18 protein-coding genes are annotated in these 24,176 nt (G+C 50.6%); 15 read left to right on the plus strand and 3 right to left on the minus strand.

Annotated elements, in window-relative coordinates; translation table 11 throughout:
* Positions 1-17: 17 nt before the first annotated feature.
* The 5 genes from EL628_RS08535 to EL628_RS08555 all read left to right on the plus strand — a co-directional run bounded on the left by EL628_RS08535 (position 18) and on the right by EL628_RS08555 (position 8,363).
* Positions 18-383, plus strand: coding sequence for a response regulator transcription factor (locus EL628_RS08535; protein ID WP_126579531.1), 366 nt, complete (start codon positions 18-20; stop codon positions 381-383).
* 100 nt (positions 384-483) lie between these two features.
* The gene (locus tag EL628_RS08540) at positions 484-1,131 is read left to right on the plus strand and encodes a chemotaxis protein CheW (protein ID WP_126579532.1); all 648 of its coding nucleotides are present in this window, start codon (positions 484-486) and stop codon (positions 1,129-1,131) included.
* A gap of 62 nt (positions 1,132-1,193) precedes the next feature.
* Positions 1,194-3,221, plus strand: a complete 2,028-nt coding sequence (locus EL628_RS08545; RefSeq protein WP_126579533.1) for a methyl-accepting chemotaxis protein — start codon at positions 1,194-1,196, stop codon at positions 3,219-3,221.
* A gap of 170 nt (positions 3,222-3,391) precedes the next feature.
* Positions 3,392-8,026, plus strand: a complete 4,635-nt coding sequence (locus tag EL628_RS08550; protein WP_126579534.1) for a response regulator — start codon at positions 3,392-3,394, stop codon at positions 8,024-8,026.
* 127 nt (positions 8,027-8,153) lie between these two features.
* On the plus strand, positions 8,154-8,363 hold the full coding sequence (locus EL628_RS08555; protein ID WP_126579535.1) for a hypothetical protein: 210 nt from the start codon (positions 8,154-8,156) through the stop codon (positions 8,361-8,363).
* Here the strand turns inward: EL628_RS08555 and leuB are convergent.
* The 3 genes from leuB to EL628_RS08570 form a co-directional block, all read right to left on the minus strand.
* Positions 8,360-9,490, minus strand: a complete 1,131-nt coding sequence (gene leuB, locus EL628_RS08560) for a 3-isopropylmalate dehydrogenase (protein WP_126579536.1) — start codon at positions 9,488-9,490, stop codon at positions 8,360-8,362. The two genes, EL628_RS08555 and leuB, sit on opposite strands and share 4 nt — an antisense overlap.
* A 67-nt stretch (positions 9,491-9,557) precedes the next feature.
* Positions 9,558-10,637: a Gfo/Idh/MocA family protein gene (locus tag EL628_RS08565; protein ID WP_126579537.1), complete on the minus strand. Its 1,080-nt coding sequence runs from the start codon at positions 10,635-10,637 to the stop codon at positions 9,558-9,560.
* Positions 10,638-10,690: 53 nt separating this feature from the next.
* A complete protein-coding gene (locus EL628_RS08570; protein ID WP_126579538.1) occupies positions 10,691-11,518 on the minus strand; it encodes a sugar phosphate isomerase/epimerase family protein in 828 nt (275 codons plus the stop codon).
* Positions 11,519-11,791: 273 nt separating this feature from the next.
* On the opposite strand from EL628_RS08570, the gene EL628_RS08575 reads away from it, so the two are divergent.
* The 10 genes from EL628_RS08575 (at position 11,792) to EL628_RS08620 (ending at position 24,046) form a co-directional block, all read left to right on the plus strand.
* The gene (locus EL628_RS08575; protein WP_126579539.1) at positions 11,792-12,823 is read left to right on the plus strand and encodes a LacI family DNA-binding transcriptional regulator; all 1,032 of its coding nucleotides are present in this window, start codon (positions 11,792-11,794) and stop codon (positions 12,821-12,823) included.
* Between the two features lie 11 nt (positions 12,824-12,834).
* On the plus strand, positions 12,835-13,830 hold the full coding sequence (gene add / locus EL628_RS08580) for an adenosine deaminase (RefSeq protein ID WP_126579540.1): 996 nt from the start codon (positions 12,835-12,837) through the stop codon (positions 13,828-13,830).
* 104 nt (positions 13,831-13,934) lie between these two features.
* Positions 13,935-14,621 (plus strand): HAD family hydrolase, encoded by a 687-nt coding sequence (locus tag EL628_RS08585; protein WP_126579541.1) that lies wholly within the window; start codon positions 13,935-13,937, stop codon positions 14,619-14,621.
* A gap of 414 nt (positions 14,622-15,035) precedes the next feature.
* The gene (locus EL628_RS08590; protein ID WP_218028966.1) at positions 15,036-15,494 is read left to right on the plus strand and encodes an NADH-quinone oxidoreductase subunit B; all 459 of its coding nucleotides are present in this window, start codon (positions 15,036-15,038) and stop codon (positions 15,492-15,494) included.
* 3 nt (positions 15,495-15,497) lie between these two features.
* On the plus strand, positions 15,498-16,238 hold the full coding sequence (locus EL628_RS08595) for a hypothetical protein (RefSeq protein WP_126579543.1): 741 nt from the start codon (positions 15,498-15,500) through the stop codon (positions 16,236-16,238).
* Positions 16,231-17,562, plus strand: a complete 1,332-nt coding sequence (locus EL628_RS08600; protein WP_126579544.1) for a complex I 51 kDa subunit family protein — start codon at positions 16,231-16,233, stop codon at positions 17,560-17,562. The genes EL628_RS08595 and EL628_RS08600 overlap by 8 nt, the downstream gene beginning before the upstream one ends.
* 58 nt (positions 17,563-17,620) lie before the next feature.
* Positions 17,621-20,029 carry an FAD-dependent oxidoreductase gene (locus EL628_RS08605; protein ID WP_126579545.1) on the plus strand — a complete coding sequence of 803 codons (2,409 nt, stop codon included), beginning with the start codon at positions 17,621-17,623 and terminating at the stop codon, positions 20,027-20,029.
* A gap of 455 nt (positions 20,030-20,484) precedes the next feature.
* Entirely contained in the window at positions 20,485-21,108 is a 624-nt protein-coding gene (locus tag EL628_RS08610) for a DUF4126 domain-containing protein (RefSeq protein ID WP_126579546.1), read from the plus strand.
* 110 nt (positions 21,109-21,218) lie between these two features.
* Positions 21,219-22,220, plus strand: a complete 1,002-nt coding sequence (locus EL628_RS08615) for a BON domain-containing protein (RefSeq protein ID WP_126579547.1) — start codon at positions 21,219-21,221, stop codon at positions 22,218-22,220.
* A 428-nt stretch (positions 22,221-22,648) separates the two neighbouring features.
* Entirely contained in the window at positions 22,649-24,046 is a 1,398-nt protein-coding gene (locus EL628_RS08620; RefSeq protein WP_161975359.1) for an AAA family ATPase, read from the plus strand.
* The last annotated feature ends 130 nt before the right edge of the window (positions 24,047-24,176 follow it).

Raw genomic sequence — 24,176 nt, forward strand, 5'->3', positions numbered from 1 at the left:
GGAAAGGTTATAATCGTATGCCTGGGCAAAAAATTCTAGTTGTGGACGATAGTTGGACTGAGTTGACGATGATCGTCGCTCCTTTGCGTAATAGTGGATTTGAGGTGGTAACCGCGGTGGATGGCGATGAGGCTGTGGAGAAGGTGTTCCGTGAGCATCCCCAGTGTATCGTTCTCGATGTGGTCTTGCCAAAGCAAAATGGGTTTCAGGTATGCCGGAAGCTGAAAAATTTAGATATGAGTCGACATATTCCGATCATTTTGTTGACGAGTAAAAATACTCCCATGGATAAGGCCTGGGGGATGCGCCAGGGGGCTGACCTCTTTATTACAAAGCCCTTTAATGCTGAGGAATTGGTTGCTAGTGTTCGACGCCTCGTATGAGGCGTCGTAGTGTACAGGTCTCGAGCAGGATTCTGGAGTAGCACCAGCACATGGTAGGTGTCTACAGGATTCTCTGGCCCGCAAATGGGGAGTAAACGTCGTGTCCAGTGATGATTTAAAAACGTTGCAGCAGGATACCTTTGCTGCTATTCAACAGCTGATTGCTCAGTCTCCCTCGATGTCGTCGTTGCAACAGTCTCCTTCGATGGCTGCAATGCAGATGCAATTGATGCAAGGGCAATTTCGGACTGAGGGGACGGCTGACGTGCCGCCAGCTCTGGCTGGTGAACAGTATCTTGTGTTTTCGTTGGCTGATCGAGATCTGGCAGTAAAGGCTGAACTGGTGCAAGGCGTTGAACGTTTGACAGAATGCACACTGGTGCCAAATGTTGCTCCCTGGGTCAAAGGAGTCATTAATCTCCGTGGGTCAATCGTTTCGGTGGTAGATCTGCGACAATTTTTGGATCTAGAGTCCCTCCCAACTACTCCTCGCACACGCTTACTTTCTCTTCAATATAATGAGCTCGTGATCTGTCTGGTGGTGGATGGGGTGAGTGAAATGCTTCCCATCCCCGCTACAGCCATCACCCAGGATAATGCACGCCAAGCGGCTATCCCCTCTTGGGCCCTCCCCTATATGACTGGGAGCTGCACCCTGGCCAATCGGATGTTGGTGATTCTCGATGTGGCGCGGTTACTTTTCTCCGAAAAAATGCAGAACTATGCTTTAAGGTCCTATGATAATTAAGTGGTGGCTCTTCGCCATCATAGCTTGACATAGATTTATTTTTATCAACGGAGGTCTGGCGGATGAATCCTGATCAAACTAGAAGTGGTATGACTGTCCACTCGCTGCTGTGGACGAGCCTTCTGATCTCAGCAGGGGTGCCCGTTGCAGCGATTGGTATTCTGGCAGCGCTCTCTTCTTCTCTGCTCTCAAACCCAACAACATTTGTCTTTAGTGCAATTATTGCAGCTATCGTTGTATTATTAATTATTATTGTGACCAATTACGTGCTTCAGAGGCAGATTGTTGAGCGTTTTAATTCGGTAAATGATGTCTGTCAGGAGTTTCTCAGTGGCGATCGTTCGGTACGCGCTGTGGTAAATGGAGACGATGAGTTTTCCAAGCTCGCGCTGTCACTGAACTTGTTACTGGAGGGGCAGGGATCGTCTGGTGGGGCATCGCCAATCGGGTCGATTGGTAGTGACGCTGCGGCTCTACAGGCGCAGATTGAGAAGCTTCTCCAGGAGGTCAGTGCAGTTGGTGATGGAGATCTGCGGGTACAGGCTGAGGTGACGCCTGATACGCTCGGTGTGCTGGCTGATTCCTTCAACTATATGATTGAAGAGTTGGCGAAGGTTGTGGGTCGTGTTCAATCAACGGCTGTGCAGGTAACGAATGCGACCCGTCGTATTCTGGATCGTTCAGCAGAGTTGGCACAAGCAACTGAGACGCAGGTGAAACAGATTGCGCAAACGACTGAGTCGGTTGAAGCTCTGGCTGTCTTTATTCAGAGCGTGGCCCGTAATGCTCAGATGAGCGTGGAAGCAGCTCAGGATGCGTTGCGTAATGCTGCGAATGGTCAGCAGGCGGTGCGTCAGACGATCGATGGGATGATGCTGATTCGCGAAAACGTGCAGGAAACCTCAAAGAAAATTAAGCGCCTGGGTGAGCGCTCAAACGAAATTGGTGAGATCGTTCGTATCATCGAAGATATCGCTGATCAGACGAACTTGCTGGCTCTTAACGCTGCTATTCAGTCGGCGATGGCTGGTGAGCATGGACGCGGTTTTGCGGTCGTTGCCGATGAGATCCGGTTGCTGGCAGAACGTTCGACAGAGTCGACCAAACGTATCGCTACGCTGGTTAAGAGTATTCAGGGCGATACCTATGAAGCAGTTGTGGCTATGGAAGATAGCACACAAGAGGTGGTGAAGGGATCTCAACTTGCTGATGAAGCCGGTCGTTCGTTGAACTCTATCTATACTGCGGTAGAGCGTCAGGCTCAGATGATTGAAAGTATCGCACGCGCTGCTAATGAGCAGACTCCAGTTTCAGAAGGTGTGGCTATTGCGATGGGCCGTATCTCTGAGATTACACGACAGACGGATGCAGGTACGCAGGAAGCTGCAGTGAGTGTAAGTTATCTGGCAGAACTTTCGGAGCAGCTACGTGCTTCGGTGTCAACTTTCCGCCTTCCAGATCGTACAAATGACATGCTTGGTTCGTTCTCTCCAATGACATCGATTTCTGAGGTTGGAGATGGGCGTAATAGTCAGCTCTTCCCAGCAGCAATTGGTGTTGGTTCGGATAATGGTTGGGGTCAGGGATTTAATGGCTTTCCCCCATTGCCAGAGCCAGGGGCGACATCGGCTCCTGTTATGGCCTCTCGCCCGGGACAGTTTTCAAATGCATTGCCTCAGGATGCGGGCAAAGGTGGCCAGCAGTTCTCGAATCAGCCATTTTCTGGTCAACCCTTTTCGAATCAGCCCTATCCAGGTCAGGGAAATTTCGGTGGCCCTCAGTCTTTAATGGGCCAGCAGTTCTTTGGTAATCCGGCAGAGAGCAGTGATCTGGGCTCGTTCGAGGTTGGACAATCGTATGGCAACGGATTTGGCAGTGGTCAACAGTTTGGATCAAATCCAAACTATGGTGGTCAGCAGCCTTTTGGCGGCCAGCAGCCTTTTGGCGGTCAGCAGCCTTTTGGTGGTCAGCAGCCTTTTTATCCAGCTAATACACCATCAGACTTCCAACATCCTATACCCAATGGCGGTCCTGTCTCCCAGCAGGGCGGACAGCCTTCTCGCCCACGGTGGCAGGATCAGAATCAGTAGAGTGAGTTAAAGTCCTTTATCAGTAAGATCGGGTTGATGCAATAGTATTGTAGATGCCAGATCTTACTGATTCGTAAATGTTCGAGGTGAGCGTATTCTCTCTTTGAAGAGCTGTGAAGAGCTGTTCCTGGCTACGCTTGCCTCCATTAAGTTAAGTGAGTACGCGCAGCATGTCGAATACATTTGATAAACTATCCGTCCTCGATTCGTTTATCGAAGAGGTGAATAGCTATTTGCCAGAAATCGAGGCGAATCTCGAACGTCTGGCGCAGTCACCTGGCGACATGGATGCCCTCGAAGGAACCTACCGCCGCACTCACACTATTGGCGGCGCTGCTTCCATGATGGATTTTCCTGGCCTGGCCCACGTTGCCCACGGTATGGAAGACATTCTAGCTGATGCATTGGATGGGTTAGTCACTCTTGATGGACCTGCCCATGGCCTTTTGCAGCGTTCTCTTGGTCGCTTGCATCAACTTTTGGAGGGTGTTCGCAATGGCATAGACGAAGAGTCTGTGATTGCGGAAGATGATGCAGATTATACAAGTTATCGTGCGTTAATAGAGGCCGCATCGGCTCCTGTTATGGAGGAGAGGCAGCCCACCGCGCATGAGATGCCAACTGCACCATTTGCATCCGCTTCACCACCGCCATTCCTTGAGCAGCCAGGTGTTATGCCCTCTGCGATGCCATCGTTTGATGAAGTCTTGGCTTCCTTCCGGACTCCAGTTGTTCAGCCTGGGGAAGACGTAGCCTGGCCTGAAGACCCTGTGTCATTAGCACCAGAGCCTGTAACCCCGTTTGTTTCGCCTTCGTCTGAACCTCCTTTTTCAGGCGGATTCAATGAAAACTCAACGATCTGGAATGCGTTTTCATCAAGTGCCTTAGATGCTTTAGTGGCATCGACACAGCGACAGCCCGAAGTTGCTCCCTCTCCAGCCTGGGATCTCTCTTCATTCTCTGCTCCTCAGCCAGTTCAGGAAGATGAGTATGAACTTCCTCTTGTCCAGAATGCCCAGAGCGAGCAAAGTTACTATCCAAATGCCCAGAACGAGCAAAGTTACTATCCAAATGCTCAGAATGAGCAAAGCTACTATCCAAATACCCAGAGCGAGCAAAGCTACTATCCAAATACCCAGAGCGAGCAAAGCTACTATCCAAATGCTCAGAACGAGCAAAGCTACTATCCAAATGCCCAGAATGAGCAAAGCTATCATCCGAATGCTCAGAGCGAGCAAAGCTACTACTCTTATGAGGAGCCAGAGTATGCTCAGCAAGAGCTTGCAGAGCTCAGGCCTTCGCAGGCTCTTGTGCAGAACCTTTCTCCTCTCTATCAAGATTTGCAGAGAGACGCTCAGACGCTTGATGCTCAACTCTCTTCATTACGCAGTGTAGTTACTCAATTACGCGATACGATGTCGATTATTGAGGAACAGCGTGGAGAATTTAAGGGTTTCTTAAATGGCTCTAAGGATGCTCTTGATCGAATGGAGACCTGGGCTGGACAGGCTATGGGATTGAATCTTCGCAATAGCCCTGAACAGGTGCGGCGTTATCTTCCTCTTTCAGTAATGTGGGTTTCTAATAGCAAGTTAAAGAAGGTTCTTGATCAGCTTAACCAGATTACTGCTGGGGTGGGGGTAAATGATGAGCAGATGAGCTCAACGTTGCAGCAATTGCAGCAGTCAATTCAAGCATGTGGGGAGACGTTCCAGCAGTTACAGGAAGTACCAGCCTTGCGGCAAGATGCAGGTTGGGGCCCCTGGGAGATGCGCGTTGCCCGAGATAATGAGTCGATTCGTGAGAGGGTGACGTTTGAGCGGCAAGGGGATCTGGCTGCTATTCGTGCTGAGATTGAAGCAAATGTGCGCGAGGAGCTGCGTCACGAGCGAAATGCTTCTATTTCGCGGGCTGAACTGGAAGCACAGATCCGTGAAGAGGTGCGGCAGGAGTTCCGAGAACAACAGATTTTACAGACTCCACCTCCCCATACTTCAGGGGTTGTAAGCCAGGATGTCTTGCGTGAGTTAGAGGCGCGCATCCGTAGCGAGGTTGAGATTCAGGTCCGTCAAGAATTTTTAAAGCAGATTATGACGAATGAGGCTGATGGGGCTTCTCAGCATCGTGCTGTGAATCAGACGACGACGAATGTGATTGATCGCTCTCATGATGCGATTCCTGCCACTCCATCGGTTGTTCCATCACAACAGATACCGGCAGCCAGAACACCTCTTCCTACTCCTTCTTCGAAGAAATCGACGGCGGCTCCCTCGACTGTTACCACCTATAGTGGTGATATTGGTGAAGAGGCTGCTGAGATTTTTCGTCTAGAGGCTGAAGAGCATCTCCAGACCATTAGCATGAGGGTCGCGGCTCTGGAGAAGGACCCCAATAATCGAGAACTGATTCAGGGGATTCGTCGCGCTACACATACCCTTAAGGGTGCGGCTGCGATGATGAATTTCCGAGCGATTGCTGATCTGTGCCATATCTCTGAAGATCTGCTTGATACGATTATGGAAGGCACGATGTTGATCACGCCTGCCATCCTGAGTATTATTCTTGATACTGCCGAGACACTGGATATTTTGATTACTGGTCGTGGCAACGATCCTGCTGATGAGATGGCTCGTGTACGCGTGCTTCAACATCGGTATGCTGATCTGTTAGGAGAGCAGGGGATTGCTCTTCATGCGATTGATAGCGATCTTGAGGTTGAGTCGGTTGAGGATAACGACGACGAAGAGGCGGCTCCGGTCGCCAGCGTGGTCTCAGGTGGGGCCGAAGGTGGGACAGCTCGTACAGCACAACCAGACTTGAGTGTCCGGGTGCGTCTGCAACGGTTGGATGAATTGGTTAACCTCTTTGGTGAGCTATTAGTTAATCGTAGTGTTCTCGAAGAACGCATTCAACGTCTTGTTCGTCTGGTCGCTGATGTAGGTGTCAGTAGTGATCGCTTAGGCGATGTGGGTCAGAAGCTAGAGAGCAGGTTTGAAGCGGCCACTCTACCCAGCGGACGTTCGGTACAGGTTATGCCTGGAGAAGGAAATCAGAGTATGGCTCTGACAAGCTCTCCCAACCATGTCGCTTTAAATGGGAAAAACACTCCCGCTCACTTCTCCGAATTCGATGAACTCGAGCTGGATCGTTATACCGAGTTCCACCAGCTGGCTCGTGGTCTAAGCGAAGGTATTTCGGACATGGCGACCCTGAGCACTGAGATGGATACCATTATTCGTGAATGTGAAAGTGTGTTTGCGCGTGAAAACCGGCTCAGCACAACCTTCCAGGATCGTTTGATGAAAGCTCGTCTGGTTCCTCTCTCTACAATGGCACCGCGCCTCTATCGTACTGGTCGCGCAGTAGCTTTGAAGCAGGGGAAAGATTTCGAGTTCCTATTAGAAGGCGAGACAACCGAGGTTGATCGGACGGTTTATGAAGAGATCGCAGGGCCTCTGCTGCATCTTATTCGTAACGCAGTCAATCATGCGCTAGAGAGGCCAGAGGTTCGTATCCAAAGGGGCAAAAATCCTCGCGGACAGATCAAGCTGTCAGCTGCGTATGAAGGGAACCAGATTGTGATCACGGTGCGTGACGATGGAACTGGTCTGAATCATGAGAAGATTCGTCAGTCTGCTATTGCGCGTGGCTTGATCCGAGCTGATCAACAGTTATCTGAGGGTGATCTGGTTTCGTTGATCTTCCATCCTGGTTTCTCGACCGCAGAGTCTCTGAGTGAGGAGAGTGGGCGCGGCGTAGGACTGGATGTGGTACGGGATAGTGTCTCACGACTGCGTGGCATCCTGGCTGTAGAGTCAAGCCCGGGTCATGGAACCGCCTTTACAATGACCTTCCCCACCAGCCTGGCTATCCAGAGCGTAATGATGGTTAAAGTTGGTGGCCAACAGTTTGGTATTCCAACGGTACACGTAGAATCTATTGGGCGTCTGGATAACTTTAAACGGAGCACTATTGGTGGGCAACCAGCAGTGGTGGTGCGTAACGATCTCTATCCATTGCATCTGTTGGCTCCCTACCTCTCGTTACCAGCGAATGAGGTATTGGATGATAAAGCTCAGATGTTGCTCGTGAATGCTGGCGGGTATCGTGTCGCACTGGTGATTGATGAAATCATTGGTAAGTCCGATATTGTGATGAAGAACCTTGGACCACATCTGCGAGAAGTTCATGGTATTGCCGGAGCAACGGTTCTTGGTAATGGACGTGTCGTGCTGATCCTGGAGTTGAATGGCTTGCTCTCGGAGCGCGCAAAAAGCGTAGAGATCGCCAATGCCCTTTCGGCTCGACGGGATGCTGCCAATGTCCCTGTGAATGCCGCCACAGTTCGGCAGCGTGTGGACGTTTCAGCTAACCGTAAGGCATCTGCAATCTCCAAGCCTCCTGTTCAGGCCGCAGCTACTCCACCACGTGGGAAACATATCCTGGTTGTGGATGATAGCCCGAGCGTTCGCCGTGTCGTCAGCAGTATGCTGAAGCAGCATGGTTGGGAAGTGCAGATGGCTCGTGATGGTGTCGAGGCTCTTGAGATGATCTCTGCTGAGACGCCAGCCGCTGTCTTGCTGGATATTGAGATGCCACGTATGGATGGCTACGAGCTGACTTCTACGGTGCGTGCGCAGGAGCAGTATCGAACCTTGCCTTTGATTGTTTTGACCTCTCGAGCGGCTGCAAAGCACCAGCAACGCGCTATCGCGTTGGGTGCGAGTGCCTATGTAGTGAAGCCTTATCAGGATGAGGAATTGCTGAATACCATTAAAGCGCTCGTCTACGGTACTGCACGCTAACATAGAATCTCTGTGTTATGTGCACGCTAACATAGAACCTCTGTAGTATAAACATACAAAACATATGTTTATACTACAGAGGTTCTACTGGAGTCTGGATGCAGATTTTCCAAGGAGTCTTTTATCTATGGGTGTCGAACGCGCGGTAACGCTCTGGTATATTCAACGGCAATTTATACTGGAAGAGATTGCACTCTTACAGGCACAGCAAGATAGTTTGATCGCTCCATCAACCGGGAATGCGAGTCAGGCTGATGGAGAGTTGCATGCACAATTGCTAAAAGCAATGGCAAAATTACGAGCTTTAGGACCCTGCCCTAAGCCCATGATGGGCTAAAGTGAGAGCTGCACCAGGGCATCAACAATTCTTTGACCCATCTCCTGCGTTCCTACTAAGGTTTTCCCCTCTTCTTTCAGATCTTCCGTTCGGTAGCCAGCTTTAATAACATGACTGACAGCCGTCTCTATGGCATAGGCTTCCTTCTCCAGACCTAACGAGTAGCGCAGTAGTAGAGCGGCTGAGAGAATAGTTGCAATTGGATTGGCTTTATCCTGACCAGCAATATCAGGGGCTGACCCATGAATAGGCTCATAGAGGCCAAATTGTCCATGTTCCGTGCGGCGCGTTCCCAGGCTGGCAGATGGAAGCATGCCCATTGATCCCGCCAGCATGGAGGCCTCATCGGTGAGAATATCGCCAAAGAGATTCTCCGTCACAATGACATCGAAGGCTGTGGGACGGCGAATGAGATGCATCGCACAGGCATCGACGAGCAGATGCTCAAAGGTAATATCAGGATAGTCCGCTGCCACACGTTCTGCAACACGGCGCCAGAGAACAGAAGAGCTTAAAACATTGGCTTTGTCAACCGACGTCACCTTTTTGCGGCGACCACGTGCAATCTCAAATGCCATCCGAATGATGCGCTCAATCTCTGCTTCGGTATAGAGAAGGGTATCAATTGCCTCTAAGCCATGCTCAGTCTGGCGAATTTCACTTGGTTTGCCCGGCACTGGAGGCTCTAGATGTCCATAATAAAGCCCGCCAGTAAGCTCGCGTACAACCACCAGATCAGTCCCATCTAAGACTTCAGGTTTAATGGTTGAGGCATTGAGAAGTTCAGCATACGTCTGAACAGGACGCAGGTTGGCAAAGAATTGTAAGCCTTTGCGGAGCTTAAATAGCGCCTGCTCTGGTTTTACTTTCGGCTGTTGTCCATAGTAGGTAGGAAGAGCTCCAACTGCGCCGAACAGAATGGCGTGGCTCTGTTGACAGAGCGCAAGAGTAGCTTCTGAAATTGCTTCACCCTCAGCTTCGATGGCGGCTACACCAACTAATCCATGTTGAAAGGTGAAGGTATGATGATAGCGTTCACCAATGATCTGTAAGACCTGGACCGCTTGTTTGACAATCTCCGGCCCAATTCCATCACCGGGCAAGACTGTAAGCGTATAATTTCCCACGATGTTTCTAAGCCTTTCTGTCTGTCAGCAGAAGAAGGCTCTTCTGCTGACATGGTTCTGTATTGCCTTACTGGGCCCAGCTCATGGGTGCTGGTGGTGCAAACTCTGATGTGATTGTTACAGGATGGCCCTCCTGCCAGGAGGAATTGATGGCACAGATAATATCCACGACATGAGCGGCCTGAGCGCCAGTAATGCGTTGTGGTTGATTGTCGTTAATTGCATCGGCCATGTCAAGTACTCCCCGGCTCCATTCAGTGCCAGGATAGCCCTCTTTGACCAGCGGGACTGGCTGATACTCCTTGCCAAATTCAGTGAAGGAGACGGTGCCATTGAAGTTCTGCCAATCATTGAGATAGAGCGAGCCGCGATCGCCGTGGAACTCGATCCCTTTTTGTTTATTATGATGTCCCACATAGAAGTTGGTAGTGAGCCGTACAACGGACCCATTGGCAAATTCAATGGCTGCTGTCAGGAAATCGGGGGTCTCGATATGGAAGGGTATGCCCTCTTTTGTCACCCGATCAGGGAAGAGAACTTTGCCAAAGCCAGTAACGCGTCTGGCAGGGCCAAAAATGGTGGTCAAGATGGTCAGTGGATAGACGCCAACATCGAAGAGTGGTCCAACTGCGTAGAAAGGACCAGGAGCAGGATGCCAGGACTCGATGCGGCCCCAGTTGCACTCTGCATAGGCAAGGCGAACAGTCCCTAATTCTCCATCACGAATAAGCTTCCAGGCCGTCTGTTGGGCCTCTCCAAGAATTGTGATGGGAGCGCAGGCTAAACGCAGGCCTTTCTCTTCAGCCAGCCTGACCAGCGCCCAGGATTCCTCTGAGGTCAGAGCCAGTGGTTTTTCGCTATAGACATGTTTCCCAGCATTTAAACATCTGGTAATCACTTCAGCATGAGCGTGATGAATGGTCAGATTCACAATCAGATCCACGTTCTCATCAGCGAGCACTGCATCGAGCGATTCATAGGCGTAGCCGCCATAGGTCTCAACATAGGCCTGGGCGCGTGTGTAATCGATATCAGTTGCTCCAAGCAATTTGATATGCGTATGGGGCTGTAAGGTTTTGGCATAGGCTCCCGCAATATTTCCACAGCCTACGATGACAATGTTCAGTGTTTTTTTCTCTGTTGCCATGCTTTTTTTCTCTTTTCATAATTAAAATAAAAGATTATCTCTAACAAGAGGGATTATTGTGCAGTTAACCAATCGGTCAGCATAGTGCGCATAGCAATGCAATCTTCAGTGGGATCGAAAGTCTCAGGCTCGTGCTCGACGCTATAATCTCCCTGATAGCCGATCTGTTGTAGCGCTGTAAGGCAAGCTGGGATATTGACAATGCCTCGCCCATACCGGCAGGTATCATGAGCACCTGCAGCAAGCACATCTTTCAAGTGCACATGGAAGACCTTCTCTCCCAATTCTTCGATGGCGCGAGCTGCATCATACCCATTTGTTCCATACCAGCCCGTATCGACCGCCGTTCCAATGGTGCCCTGACCACCATCTCCGATGAGTGCAAGCATATCTGCTGCGTTCTTTTCTGGATGATTTTCGATGGCAAGGAGAACATTGTATTTATGCAGTAAGCGGACTAATTCCTTACGATTAGATGCAAGCAGTGCCGTTGAACCACCCAGGATGCGAGTTCCAAGAGCTTGAGCGATACGACATGTGGCTTCAAACTCGTCGGGGCTACTGCCAAAGGAACCAGCCAGGCTAGTAATAGAGATCTCAAATTCAGCCAGGAGCTCCTGCGCGATGGCAATATGCTGTGGTGTTGCCCATGACCAATGAAGGTGAGCAAGCCAGAGATCCATGGCCCGAAACCCCATCGTATGAATCTCCTGGAGGAGGTGAGCAAAGCGCTCGCGAAAGGTTTCAAGCGGTTGAAAATACGCATTGGTTGCGTTATCACCCTCGTTCCAGTTGTGCATCTGAAAATTGATCTGGCGGGCGACAAAATTAGCACTCATAAAAGAAATAAGAGGACGATTATCAGGCAGCTTTTGTATCATAACCTACGCCAACCTTCCTTCATACTTGATGAACGCTCTGTCTTTAGTAGAGAGCACTTTATGACATGCAGAATAGCTACTGTCTGAATGAGCGTTCACAATAGTTCCCTTTAGCCTCTGTGTTTTAGTGTAACAGAGGATTTGAACTATCGGCAAGGGAAAAGAGTAGGAAAAAACGACATAATTTCCTCTTGTGTGTAGCTCTTCAGCGTGGTATTCTTAGTAAAGAGTCATACGTATGACGCGAAGATCTTAAGAAGGAAGCTTAAAGCAATGTCGTATCAATCAGACCGCCGGTCAACCAGTATTGATGTAGCCAGACGAGCAGGAGTTTCGCAATCGACGGTCTCGCTTGTACTGGCTGGAAAGGCTGCGGGCCGCGTCTCACCTGATCTGCAAGAAAAGATCTTTGAGATTGCGCAGGATCTTGGCTATCGTCCTAATATAGCTGCGCGTACATTGCGTCTGGGCTATTCGCAGGTCATTGCGTTAGTGGTGCCAGATATCACCAACCCATTTTTTGCAGCCTTACTGGCAGAAGTTGAGCAGATTGCTCGCCGTCATGGCTATACAGTCGTGCTGCTTAACACAAAGAATGTGCCTGATTGGCAACAATTATTGGTCAAGGATTTTGCAGCCGACCTGCTCTCGGGCTTTCTCTTCTGTGGCCTGAATTTCTCATTTGATGAGCTTGCGCCAGCCATCAAGAAGAGGACCGTTTTAATGGATGCTCCAGACGGTTTGCATCGCCAGCCATCTATCCTTCAATTGGATATCACGGGTGGCATGCATGCTGCGCTGGTCCATCTTATTCAGCTAGGGCATAGGCGGATTGTTCATTTAGCGGCAGCCGTAGAGGAAGAGACCTTTCGCGTGCGTCAGCAAGTCTACCAGCGAGTACTGCGAGAAGCTGGTCTTCCTCTGGATGAAACCTCGCAGCGTGCGGCGCTTTTTACCGTCCCATCAGCCCTTGAGGCAGCTCGACAGCTCTTAGCAGCAGCAGAAACGCCAACCGCTATTCTCTGTGATAGCGATTTCCTGGCCATTGGTGCCTATCAGGCTGCGCAAGAGCGTGGGCTACGCATTCCTGAGGAGCTCTCCATCATTGGTTTTGACGATAGTTTAATTGCACAAATCTTAACACCGGCCTTAACGACTGTAGCAATTCCCGTTGCACAGATGAGTGAACTGGCCTTTGCCATGCTGTTGGCACTTCTAGAGGGGAGAGCGTGTGAGGTCCCTCCGCCAGTTCCACTTCAGCTTATCATCCGCGCATCTACTGCACAGGTTACCAGGAAACAATAAGAGAGAGAACAATGAATTTTCAGACCTTTCCCAAGATCGAATTGCACCTTCATCTCGACTGCTCGCTGAGCTATCAAGCGATTCATCAGCTTGATCCGTCAGTGACAGAAGAGATCTATCAGCGAGACTTTGTGGCCCCCGGCAAGTGCACCAATCTGGTCGATTATCTGACGCGAGCACCACGTGAAGTGGCATTGATGCAGACTGAGGACCAATTGCGACTGGCTGTTGAGGATGTGTTTGAGCAGCTCAGACGGGATCATCATCTGTATGCAGAATTGCGTTTTGCTCCCATCCTCCATACGGAGCAGGGATTATCGCCCTACGAGGTGGTCCGGATCGTAGAAGAGGCGGCGGCTCAGGCAAGCCAGCGAACAGGAGTAATGGCGCGGCTCATTCTTTGCACCCTTCGTCATTATTCAGAGGAGCAGAGCTTAGAAACGGCTCGTTTAGTCGAGCAATTTCGCGGGACCCTGGTCGCGGCATTAGATATTGCTGGTGACGAAGCAGGTCAGCCCCTGGCTCCGCATATTCCAGCCTTTCAATATGCACATGCGCATAACCTTTTCTGCACTGCGCATGCTGGCGAGGCCAGTGGTCCTCATAGCGTCTGGGAGACCTTACAGCATCTTGCACCCTCACGTATTGGGCATGGGGCTCGTAGTAGCGAAGATCCAGAGCTCGTAGAATATCTCAAAGCACATGCTATTCATCTAGAGATCTGTCCAACCTCTAACGTCCAGACTGATATCTGTGATACCTATGCTGACCATCCAATTCACTCCCTCTACACCCAGGGAGTCTTGCTCAATGTCAATACTGATGCTCGTACCGTGACCCCAATCACCCTGAGCGAAGAATATAGTCGGCTGGCTCATACATTTGATTGGGGGTATGAACAGTTTGTGCAGACCAATCTCAATGCCATCAACGCGGCCTTCTTAGCAGAGCCAGAGAAGCAGGAGCTTCGGCAACGCTTTGAGGCCAGGCTGGCTGAACAGCACTAGCTTATCTATCATCGTATAACCAACCATCATCCTATGAATGGACCAGGCTTGCTTCTGAACAGACGGAGCAGAAGCAAGCAGCCTATCATGAAAAAGGTACATCTATGCAACAGCAATACCTCATCATCGATGCCGACGATACCTTGTGGGAGAACAATATCTATTTTGAGCAGGTAACCCATAATTTTATTGAATTCCTGAACCATTCTACATTGACACCAGTGCAGATACGTGCGGTTCTAAGTGAAGTTGAGCGAGAGATGGTGGCCTATGGCTATGGAACAGCTAGCTATATTCGTAGCCTTCAGGCAACCTATCATCGACTCAGCGAGCGTGAGATCAGCGATAAAGATCTTCAACAGATTGCAGCCTTTGCCGATCTGATCCTCCATGCACCAATGGAACTGCTGCCTGGTGTTGAAGAGACACTTGCAATCCTTCAGCCGCGACAGCATCTCTTGCTCTTAACCAAAGGAAACACCCAGGAGCAAGAGCTAAAGATAGAGCGTTCGGGCCTCAAAGACTATTTTGAACATGTGAGAGTCGTGCCTGAGAAAAACGTCTCCACCTATCTGCATCTGATTGAGGAGCTCAGCCTCGATCCTGCCATTACCTGGATGATTGGTAACTCACCGCGTTCTGATATCAATCCAGCGCAGGCGGCGGGTCTGCATGCCATCTATATCCCTCATCCTCATACGTGGCAGTTAGAGCATGAAGAGCTTCAGCCTCAGGGATCGGGCCAGTTACTGACCATTCAGAGCTTCAGAGAATTGAGAGAGCATTTCTAGGGCCCATTGTGGCGGCGCAGCGCGTCTCATAATGGTTCGTTCAAGATCATTCTGACTGAAATTGTGGCGGGTGGAGCGATAATTTTTCGTAGTCTGGCTGTTTTGATAGGAAGAGAGAAGCGGCTGGACTGGCTCCTGTCTTTATAGCACGCTCGAGGGAAACGTGCTATAATAGGTCCAAGATGATGGAGTGTAGATACATCGCCCCCCGTCACCAGAGAACCCTACAACAATCCAAAACCGAGCAAGAGGTGCTGCTGAACCTTTGCACAGGAGTAAGAATTTTATATGAGCAGCGAAATAAAAGATGCTGGGACACGTCGTAAGCCAGTTCCCATTGTAATGGCCGCTGGTCCTCATGAGTATGTTCCAGGAGATCAGGAGCTTCCTGTCCAGCTAACAAGCCTGGCCGATATGTTGCAATGGGCACAGAACTGGGCACGTTCCAAATCGGTCTGGCCGCTGGGATATGGCCTGGCCTGTTGCGCCATCGAAATGATGGCATCCGCGCAGTCGCATTATGATCTGTCGCGTTTCGGTTCCGAAGTGTTCCGTTCTAGCCCTCGTCAGGCTGATCTGATGATCGTGGCTGGTACTGTTTCTGTGAAGATGGGGCCGCGCCTTCGCCTTCTGTGGGAGCAGATGCCTGAACCCAAGTGGGTTATCAGTATGGGACAATGCGCCAATTCTGGCGGTGAATTTTATGATAGCTATTATACCGTCCAGGGTGTAGACACCATTGTCCCCGTTGATGTGTATGTCCCTGGTTGCCCGCCACGTCCAGAAGCACTTATTGAAGGTATTCTGAAATTACGCGAAAAGATTGCCAAACAAGGACTGAAAGTGCGCGGCGAGAAGGAGATCGAGGTATAGTCTATGCGAGGAATTCTGGAAGGATTGGGCCTGACCTTTAGCCATATGTTTCGGCCAAAGGTAACTCGCCTCTATCCTTATGAGAAGCCAAAACTGCCGCCACGGAGCCGAGGTTTGATTCAACTGATCGCCCAGGAAGGTCTGAAGACAGAGTTCAACTTAAAGTGTGAATCCTGTCTTCTTTGTGAGAAGGCCTGTCCTCCTCGTGCGATCACAATCGAATATGAGCCACTGAACGAGTGGAAAGAGCGCCCCTGGTACAAATCGTACATCCGTGAGGGCTCTGAGAAGTTTACTCCCCGTAAGCTTGCACCCGCCACAGGCTCACCCAAGGCTGGTTTTTACAAGACCCGTATCTCCGAATATGCGGTCGACTATGTCAATCGTCCAGTTGCACCCTGTGTGGCAACTCCTGTGAAGGATTACCTGGAGCCGGCGATTGACCTCAGTTATGTCGATACCCTGTTGGGGACCTGGTCGCATGAAGCTGGCGCTCTTCCTGGCCTGCTGGATGCAGTGATGGACCATTATGGTTATCTCTCCCTGCCAGTGGCCAAGCGAATCGTGCAGGCTCGTGGCGTTGATCTGAGCGATATCTATGGTATTGCTACTATGAGTCCAAAATTTAAACCTGCTCCCGCCGCCAGAGGTATTATGCGCGACGATCAACCTGTACGTGGTCGTGCCGCCAGCCAGCGCGGAGTATGGGGTAATATTAATCATGTGAGGCAGCCCGATGCCTAATTTTGAAGAGACGTATCGCGTATTGCGACAGCCTAATGCTGCAAATGTCAGCGCTCTAAGCGCCTATCGTGGTGCTCATGGGTACGCCGCGCTAGAAAAAGTGTTGCGCGAGCAGACACCAGAACAGGTGATTCAGCAGGTCACCGCCGCCAGATTGCGCGGCCTGGGTGGTGCTGGCCGCTTGACTGGTGAGAAATGGCGTATTGTGCGTCAGAGCGAAGATGACCAGAAATACGTCATCTGCAATGCCTACGATGCCGATAATCGTTCGTTTGCTGCTCGAACATTGTTAGAGCAGAATCCGCATCAGGTAATCGAAGGTATTCTGTTAGCTGCCTATGCGGTTGGTGCGTCTGAGGCGTACCTGTTTACGAGGAGTTTCTATACCGCAGGTATTGCGGCTGTCCAGAAGGCTTTGCAAGAAGCGCTTGATGCTACGATTGTGGGTCGAGATATTCTCGGCACAGATTTTAGCTGCACGATTAATGTGCTGGGTGTTGATGCGGGCTTTATGGGTGGTGAAGAGACCGTTCAGATGGCACTGATCAAAGGGCGTCGTGGTATGCCTGAGCAGCGCCCCCCTTTCCCTGCTCAATATGGCCTGTGGGATAAACCGACGGCTATCAATTCAGTGGAGACACTGGCCAATGTGCCAACGCTGGTGCGTGAGGGTCCTGAGGCCTTTGCGCGGGTTGGTTCTGCGACCACGGGCGGCACAAAGATTGTCACGGTCTATTCCAGCCCGGAATCTACTGAGCCAAAGGTAATTGAAGTCCCATTCGGAACCCCACTCCGCGCAATCCTGGAGCAGGCTGGTCTGACCCGGTCTCCACAAGATATTCGTGCGATTGTGGTTGGTGGTGCTGAGGGTGGTGCTTTGCCGCCAACGCTGCTCGATACCCCCTTTGACTTTGATCCAATTGAGGAAGCGGGGGCCATTATTGGCTCTGGTATTATTGAGTTGCTTCCTATTACTACCTGTATGGTTTCGTGGGCTATGGAGCGTAGTCGTTATTTAAGCAAAGAATCGTGTGGAAAGTGTGTCCCCTGCCGTCTGGGCGTCAAGCGTATCACGGGTCTGCTTGAGGGTATTGTCAGTGATCTCGGTGTGAACGGAGATCTGGATGTGCTCGATGAGTTTGCCGGATATGTCTCAAATGGCTCAATCTGCGGTTTTGGCGTCCAGGCTCCCAATTCGCTTAAGACTGCTAAACGCTACTGGCCTGAGCATTTTACGATGCACATTCAGGAGTTGCAGTGTCCAACAGGCACCTGCGTTCCTGTCCGCTCACATCGTTTCGTTACGAAACATGTTCTGCCATAGATCGTATCATCTACGGATAGAATACAGACAAAACTAGGAGCTTCGGAAGAGGAAGTACATGGCAATATCAATCCGAGATAATTTCTCTCCCTCTATTCAGGAGCCACGTAGCCCTCTGGTTCGCAATGAAGTTGGTCATCCCAGCTTTACTGTCACCATCGATGGCAAGGTCATGCAGGCCTATGAGGGCCAGACGATCTTGAGCGTGGCGATTGATAACGGGATTAGCGATATCCCCAATCTGTGTAATGATGAAAAGCTAGAGCCAACCTCGGCCTGTCGTATGTGCCTGGTGCATATCGAAGGTGCCGAGCGTCCTCTGCCTTCCTGTAATACACCGGCTGAGCCAGGCATGGTGGTGACGACGAACTCTGATGAGCTTTTCCATATTCGTCGTACCAATCTGGAGATGATGCTCTCCGATCACAATGCCTATTGTCAGCCTCCCTGTCAGGTCGATTGCCCAACGCATATCGATATCCCTGGCTATCTAGAATTAATTGCGCAGGGCGAGATGACTGAGGCTGCCCGCTTAGTTAAAGAGGTGCTGCCTTTCCCATTTATTCTGGGTCTGACCTGTCCAGCCCCCTGTCAGAAGGCCTGCCGTCGTACGCTGGTGGACGAAGAGATCGCCATCTGCCGTATGCATGGTCATGCTGCTGAGTATTCGCTGCTCGATCCTCCGGTTCCCTATGTGAAGGATGCTCCAACAGGTAAGCGCGTCGCGATTGTTGGTGGCGGCCCTGCTGGTATGACCTGTGCGTTCTACCTGTCACTGCGTGGACATTACTGTAAAATTTTTGACATGCAGCCTCAGATTGGTGGCATGTTGCGCTATGGCATTCCTGAATATCGCTTGCAGAAGGATATGATGGATCGTGAGATCAATCAGTTGACCCAACTGGGTGTTGATATTCATACCAATGTCAAGCTGGGCGAAGACTTTACGATTGATGATCTCTTTGCCAGTGGCTTCGATGCCGTCTACCTTTCGATTGGTTGTTGGACCAGTAATAAGATGCGAATCCCCGGCGAGGATGCTGAAGGCGTAGTGAACGCGATTAAGTTCCTCGGCGAAAAGGTTGAAGGCAAGCCAGTGCCGGTGGATGATACGAAGGAAGTCATTGTCGTTGGCGGTGGTTTCACTGCATTCGACTGTACACGTACTTCGCTCCGCCTGGGTGCGAAAGTTCATACTTCTTACTATCGTACTCGTAGCGATATGGGTGCTACGATGGAAGAGGTTGAGGATGGTGAGGCCGAAGGAACCGATCTCCAATTGCGCATTGCTCAGCAACGTGTTGTGGTTGAGAATGGCAAGGTTGTCGGTGTTGAGTATCAGCGCACCAAGCAGGGTGAGCCAGATGCCAGCGGTCGTCGTCGTCCGGTGCCGATCCCTGGTTCTGAGTTTATTATCAAGTGCGATACGGTTATTCCAGCCATTGGTCAGGCGGTTGATACCAGCGTCCTGGATGAGACCTCTGGCGTGAAGTGGTCGAAGTGGAAGACAGTTCAGACCAATCCTCACAACTTTATGACTGATCGCAAGGGTGTCTTCTCTGGTGGTGACTGTCAGATGGGCGCGAAGACGATCATTGAGTGTGTGGCTCAAGGTAAGCTCGGCTCTCGCTCGATTCACTCCTACCTGATGGGCGAGGATATGAACGAGGTGGCTCGCCGTCTGGAACTGGAAGAGCGTCGTCCCGACCTCTTTGATATCGTGCCGTATAAGCCGGTCGAGCCTAAAGTAAAGATGCCGATGCTGCCGTATGAAGAGCGCCATCGTAATTTCAGCATCATCGAGATGGGCTATCTCAAAGAGCAGGCTGAGCGCGAGGCTTCTCGCTGCTTACAGTGCGCCTGTCCTGCGGCTGGTCAATGCGATCTCCAGAAGTATAGTATTGAGCATGGTCTGGCCGACAACCGCTTCCATGATGGAGAGGCTCGTGACTATCATGACTATGATACGGATCTGTCGCACAGCTTTATTCTGCGCGATCCCAACAAGTGTATTAACTGTACACAGTGTGTCCGCGTCTGTCATGATGTGATTGGTCCTGACTGCTATGGTATGTTTGGTAAGGGCTTTGATACGATTGTATCGACTCCTTTCAACGTCAGCCTGCATGATACGGACTGTGTCTCCTGCGGTGCCTGTGTTCAGGTCTGCCCGACTGGATCACTGATGATGGCTGAGCGCAAACTGGCCCGTTACGCCTTCGCACTGGATCGTTGTATCTTCTGCGGCGACTGTGTCGAGGTCTGCCCTCACGGTGCTCTGGGCGAGACGCCAAACTTTGAGCTCTCCTTCTTCAATCGCTTTGGCGATGATGTGACGCTGGAGAAGAACGATCTGGCTAATGCTCCAGATTACCTGGTGCGTCAGCGCCTGCCACGCGGCAAGAAGGACCTTCCGGTCATGAGCCCGCTGGTTCGCCCGCTGCCAGCTCGCAGTATCCGCGACTAATTCTGTTCGTTCAAGTAGGTAGGGGGCCCCGCTTTGTTTCATGCAAGCGGGGCCCTCTTTAGCTTCTGCCTCTGATTGGCGAGTTGAAGCTGCATGAGCATCTCCTCTCTCGTGTAGAACGTACTCCTACAACATTGGTACAAAATTGTGGGCAATCAATGCCTCTCTGCTCTGTCCCTTCCTTGCATTCTGAAACGTAAGGAAGAAGTAGAACGTGTCTACTACGACGTAAAAGCAACGTATCCACTCGCCTCTATCATCTGGTCTTAGGTATATGTGCTCGTGCATAGCGAAGGCGAGATGATAGAGGCCACAGGAAGCCCCGATAGATTGTGAAAATCCGCTCCTTATTCGTTTATAGCAGTAGGAACTTATGGGGCTTTTTTCAGTTCTTTTCAGCTATGTGCATTCGCGTCAACGAGAGACGACAAGGAATGCGGATTTGGAGTTGTTGAATGGATTTTGGTACCTCCTCTGGCCTGGCATTTATCTCAGGGATAAACGCGTATCTGCCATTGCTTTCGTTGGCTCTGGCCGCAGATCTCTGGCCGGATCGCTTTAAACTCAATCCGGACTTTTCCATTCTGGGTTCGCCATGGGTGATTGCCATTTTAGCTATTCTCACGCTGGCCGATCTCCTGGCAGACAAGATTCCAGGTGTTGATCATGTCTGGGATCTCATTCATACCGTATTGCGTCCAGCCGCAGGTGCAATTGTTTCGGCTGCCGCTGATCCGCATGCGACAGGCGCCTGGATGCCCGTCCTGTTAGCCGTAGGGGCTGGTCTGGCGACAACGACCCATATCACGAAATCCGCGACGCGTGTGACCTCCACTGTCACCACGGCGGGTTGTGGAAATATTGTGTTAAGTATTATTGAAGATATTGTGGCGGTGATTGGTGTCTTCCTGGCCTTGTTGGCCCCCTATATTATGGTTGGTGTCGTCATACTATTCGTCCTCACCTTTGCCTTGCTGCTGCCACGCTTCATTCGAATTTTTAAGCGGCGCAAGCAGCGTAAGCTGGCTGTAAATCAGCAGCCGCCCACCTCATTGGGAGGTTATCCACAGAGGTGGTGATAAGGCGTCTTGTCAGGCGTAAGCAGAAAGTGCTACACTCTTGCTAGTAGAAAGTAGGCCAATTGGCATGCTCTCTTGATTCATTATGTCTTATAAGGTTGGTTTGAGAGATGGAAAAAGCAACATCAATTGCAGAAATGCAAAAATTTCATTTTGGCAGTAAAGTTTTTTGTGCCGATGGTGAGGAAGCGATAGTAACGCATGTAGGATTTAATTCTGCATCTCGTCGCGTGACCTATATCGGAGTTAAAACTGGTCGTTTCTGGGGCAAGACGGTCTTTGTTCCCTTAACTATCCTGGTGGATGCTGCTGCGAGCGGTGTTCATCTTAGTTTGACCCATGATCAACTGGTTGCTAGCAGTACAGACGTTCCAGCGGCGGCAATTATTGATCAACGCAGCACCGTACAGAACACAGCTACGGCGGCGAAGGGAACAGTCAAAGTGATTGCGATCCATCCAAAGACGGGCGAACTGGCCTATCTTATCGTACGGAATCTGCGTCCTACTATGGATCTCCTCATTTCTGAGGAATTTGTCACAGGTGTGAGTGCTGACCAGATTACTATTAATGTGCCAGAGGCAACTTTGCAGACGTTACCTCCTTACCGCTCGGATGAAGAATTACAGCGCGAGATTGAAGATATTTTGTTTGACCTGGCTCCCCTTCATATCGATTTCCCTGGTATGACTACGCGCGTATTGGATGGTGTACTATACCTGGATGGCAACATTTCGAGCTCGTTGCGCGGCGATATGGTGCAAAGTCAGGTGATGGGGGTTCAGGGATTATTGGAGGTCAAGAATAATCTCGTGGGCGATGATATGCTTGCGGCTGATCTGGCAGAGGCGTTAGGACGTGATGAGCGCACCCGAGACCTGCCAATTGGTGTCTATCCACGTCTGGGAAACGTTCGTTTGAGTGGAGCAGTTCATAATGCCCAGCAGAAAGCTGCGGCAACTGAGATTGCTGAGAACTTCCCCAATGTTCGTAGCGTGAACAATGATCTGGTTATCAATGCGAAGACCGACCTTTTGGGAGTCATGTCCGCTCCTGCTGGAGGCGACTCAGAAGATATCATTCCTGGTACCTATACACGTCATACAAAATAAACTTTGAAAGAAACATGAGCCCTGTATCATTCAAGGATGCAGGGCTCATGTTTCTTTCAAAGTGGTTTCAGAGTGGTTTCAAAGTGGTTTCAAAGTAGACGTTCCTGAAAGGGTTTCACCACCCTGTATGAAACCTGTATTTTGAGAAGAGTCCCACAGATCACCTCTTTGGAGGCCATTTTACCTTTTTTTGCATAAAGCAAAAGAAGTGATATAGTATTAAAAGGACCTCCTACCTGAACAGTAATCATGCCATCATCCCGTAAAAAACGATCTATTTGTAGAAGAATCGTTTACATTGGAAATCTCTAAGATCTACCTCTAGTGTCCTGCTGGCTGGACTGAAGCCAGGGCAAAGCAGCATAATGGAAAAATTTGAGCATATTCCCTCTTTGAATGGTAGACTGGCAGGCTCTCATGGAGACGCTGTGTTTCAAGATCTTTCGATAGCTATGCCGATTTTGCGTGTAGAGGTGGTATCGGCCGCTTTGAGAAGTCTCTGGCATGAGCTAGAGCTGGAGGGTGAGCCCCTCATCTTTATTCCGCCCGTCCATGGCCGTATGTACACAGAGCATCATCCTACCTTGTTACATCTCTTGATCGAGGAAGGTCAGAAAGGGCAACGCGAGCGTTCTGGTCAATTGGCTGCCTGGGAACGGTTGGAGGCGCCAGCGGCTGCTCATGGTATTGGAGCGACGGAAGAGGCCAATTTTCTCTATAAAGCCAATTTCCTGCGGGAAGCAGAGCCAGGAGATCGTGGAACGGTGCCCGCTACAGCGATGGGCTGGCTTAAACAGGACTTTGTCGCTGGTTGGAGCGCTCTTTCGGTCTACTTTTATGATCCTAATGAAAGCGATCAGTCGCGGCGTCTGGTGGCACTTCCTCCAGGACGTCAAGATGACTGGCTGGCCTTTATTGAGCTTCTGGACAATCTGCATACAGAGATTGCCAGCCGTGAGCGCCATGGTCGCATCGAGATTATCGGCGGAAGCGATGACCTGATAGAGGTGATTGAACGAACCACCTTTGATGATGTTGTCTTGCCAGAGGCCACACTGGCTCAGGTGGTAGCTCAGCGCCGCATCTTTGATCCTAAAATGTTAAGCCGGTATGCATCATTGCGTGTGCCACGTCTGCGGAAAGTCTTGCTGATCGGCCCGCCTGGGACGGGGAAGACGACGCTCTTAAAGGCTGAGGGGGCTCATCATGTGAAACAGGGCGGCCTGGTGTTTTACGTGTGTGCGCCACCAAAGAATCAGAGTGCAACGTCGTGGCAGCAACTCTCGTACGCACTTCGCAGCTCAGCCGAAAGTAATCTACCAACACTGGTCTTAGTAGAAGATTTCGAGATGTTTGTCTCCGATCCCCATGAGCTTCAGATGGTATTGAATACCCTTGATGGAGTGGCGACCCCTGATAATCCGGCAGGCACGTTATTACTGGCGACCAGCAATGATCCTGAAAAGATCGATCATCGCATTCGTGATCGGCCAGGACGCGTTGACGTCCTGATTGAGATTGGACCAGTTGAGGATGTTGAACTGGCAGTGAGGTTCTTACAACATTTTCTGGGCTCGACCTATCAAGAAGAAGAGCATGCCTCGGTGGCCCCTCTGCTGGTAGGGCAGCCAGGCAGTCATTTCCGCGAAGTCTGTATTGCCGGGGCAATGCGTGCGCTCGATCAAGATCGCGATGAGATTCAGCGCGATGATCTGCTCTGGGCCCATGAGATTATCCTGAATGGTCGTGCGCTGGCCACACAGACAGATCGCTTCCTTCCTCCCTCAGTGCGCAAGCGTGCAGGGTTCTTTGGAAAAAAACCGTAGTCTGCGGCTTCTGCTATCGCCGTTGTCATAGTGGAGGGTTTATACAGGGGCAAGAGAGAGGACGTATCTGTACCCCTCTTGTCCTCTGTATAAAGCCTCCACTATCTTCTCTATTCTGCAATCCTATCGT

Source organism: Tengunoibacter tsumagoiensis (genome assembly GCF_003967535.1).
GTDB lineage: Bacteria > Chloroflexota > Ktedonobacteria > Ktedonobacterales > Ktedonobacteraceae > Tengunoibacter > Tengunoibacter tsumagoiensis.

Bases quoted from the DNA above. Each gene is read 5' to 3' on its own strand.
- EL628_RS08535 (WP_126579531.1), top strand. From the start codon at position 18: ATGCCTGGGCAAAAAATTCTAGTTGTGGACGATAGTTGGACTGAGTTG.
- EL628_RS08545 (WP_126579533.1), top strand. From the start codon at position 1,194: ATGAATCCTGATCAAACTAGAAGTGGTATGACTGTCCACTCGCTGCTG.
- EL628_RS08550 (WP_126579534.1), top strand. From the start codon at position 3,392: ATGTCGAATACATTTGATAAACTATCCGTCCTCGATTCGTTTATCGAA.
- EL628_RS08555 (WP_126579535.1), top strand. From the start codon at position 8,154: ATGGGTGTCGAACGCGCGGTAACGCTCTGGTATATTCAACGGCAATTT.
- EL628_RS08565 (WP_126579537.1), bottom strand. From the start codon at position 10,637: ATGGCAACAGAGAAAAAAACACTGAACATTGTCATCGTAGGCTGTGGA.
- EL628_RS08570 (WP_126579538.1), bottom strand. From the start codon at position 11,518: ATGATACAAAAGCTGCCTGATAATCGTCCTCTTATTTCTTTTATGAGT.
- EL628_RS08575 (WP_126579539.1), top strand. From the start codon at position 11,792: ATGTCGTATCAATCAGACCGCCGGTCAACCAGTATTGATGTAGCCAGA.
- add (WP_126579540.1), top strand. From the start codon at position 12,835: ATGAATTTTCAGACCTTTCCCAAGATCGAATTGCACCTTCATCTCGAC.
- EL628_RS08585 (WP_126579541.1), top strand. From the start codon at position 13,935: ATGCAACAGCAATACCTCATCATCGATGCCGACGATACCTTGTGGGAG.
- EL628_RS08590 (WP_218028966.1), top strand. From the start codon at position 15,036: ATGTTGCAATGGGCACAGAACTGGGCACGTTCCAAATCGGTCTGGCCG.
- EL628_RS08595 (WP_126579543.1), top strand. From the start codon at position 15,498: ATGCGAGGAATTCTGGAAGGATTGGGCCTGACCTTTAGCCATATGTTT.
- EL628_RS08600 (WP_126579544.1), top strand. From the start codon at position 16,231: ATGCCTAATTTTGAAGAGACGTATCGCGTATTGCGACAGCCTAATGCT.
- EL628_RS08605 (WP_126579545.1), top strand. From the start codon at position 17,621: ATGGCAATATCAATCCGAGATAATTTCTCTCCCTCTATTCAGGAGCCA.
- EL628_RS08610 (WP_126579546.1), top strand. From the start codon at position 20,485: ATGGATTTTGGTACCTCCTCTGGCCTGGCATTTATCTCAGGGATAAAC.
- EL628_RS08615 (WP_126579547.1), top strand. From the start codon at position 21,219: ATGGAAAAAGCAACATCAATTGCAGAAATGCAAAAATTTCATTTTGGC.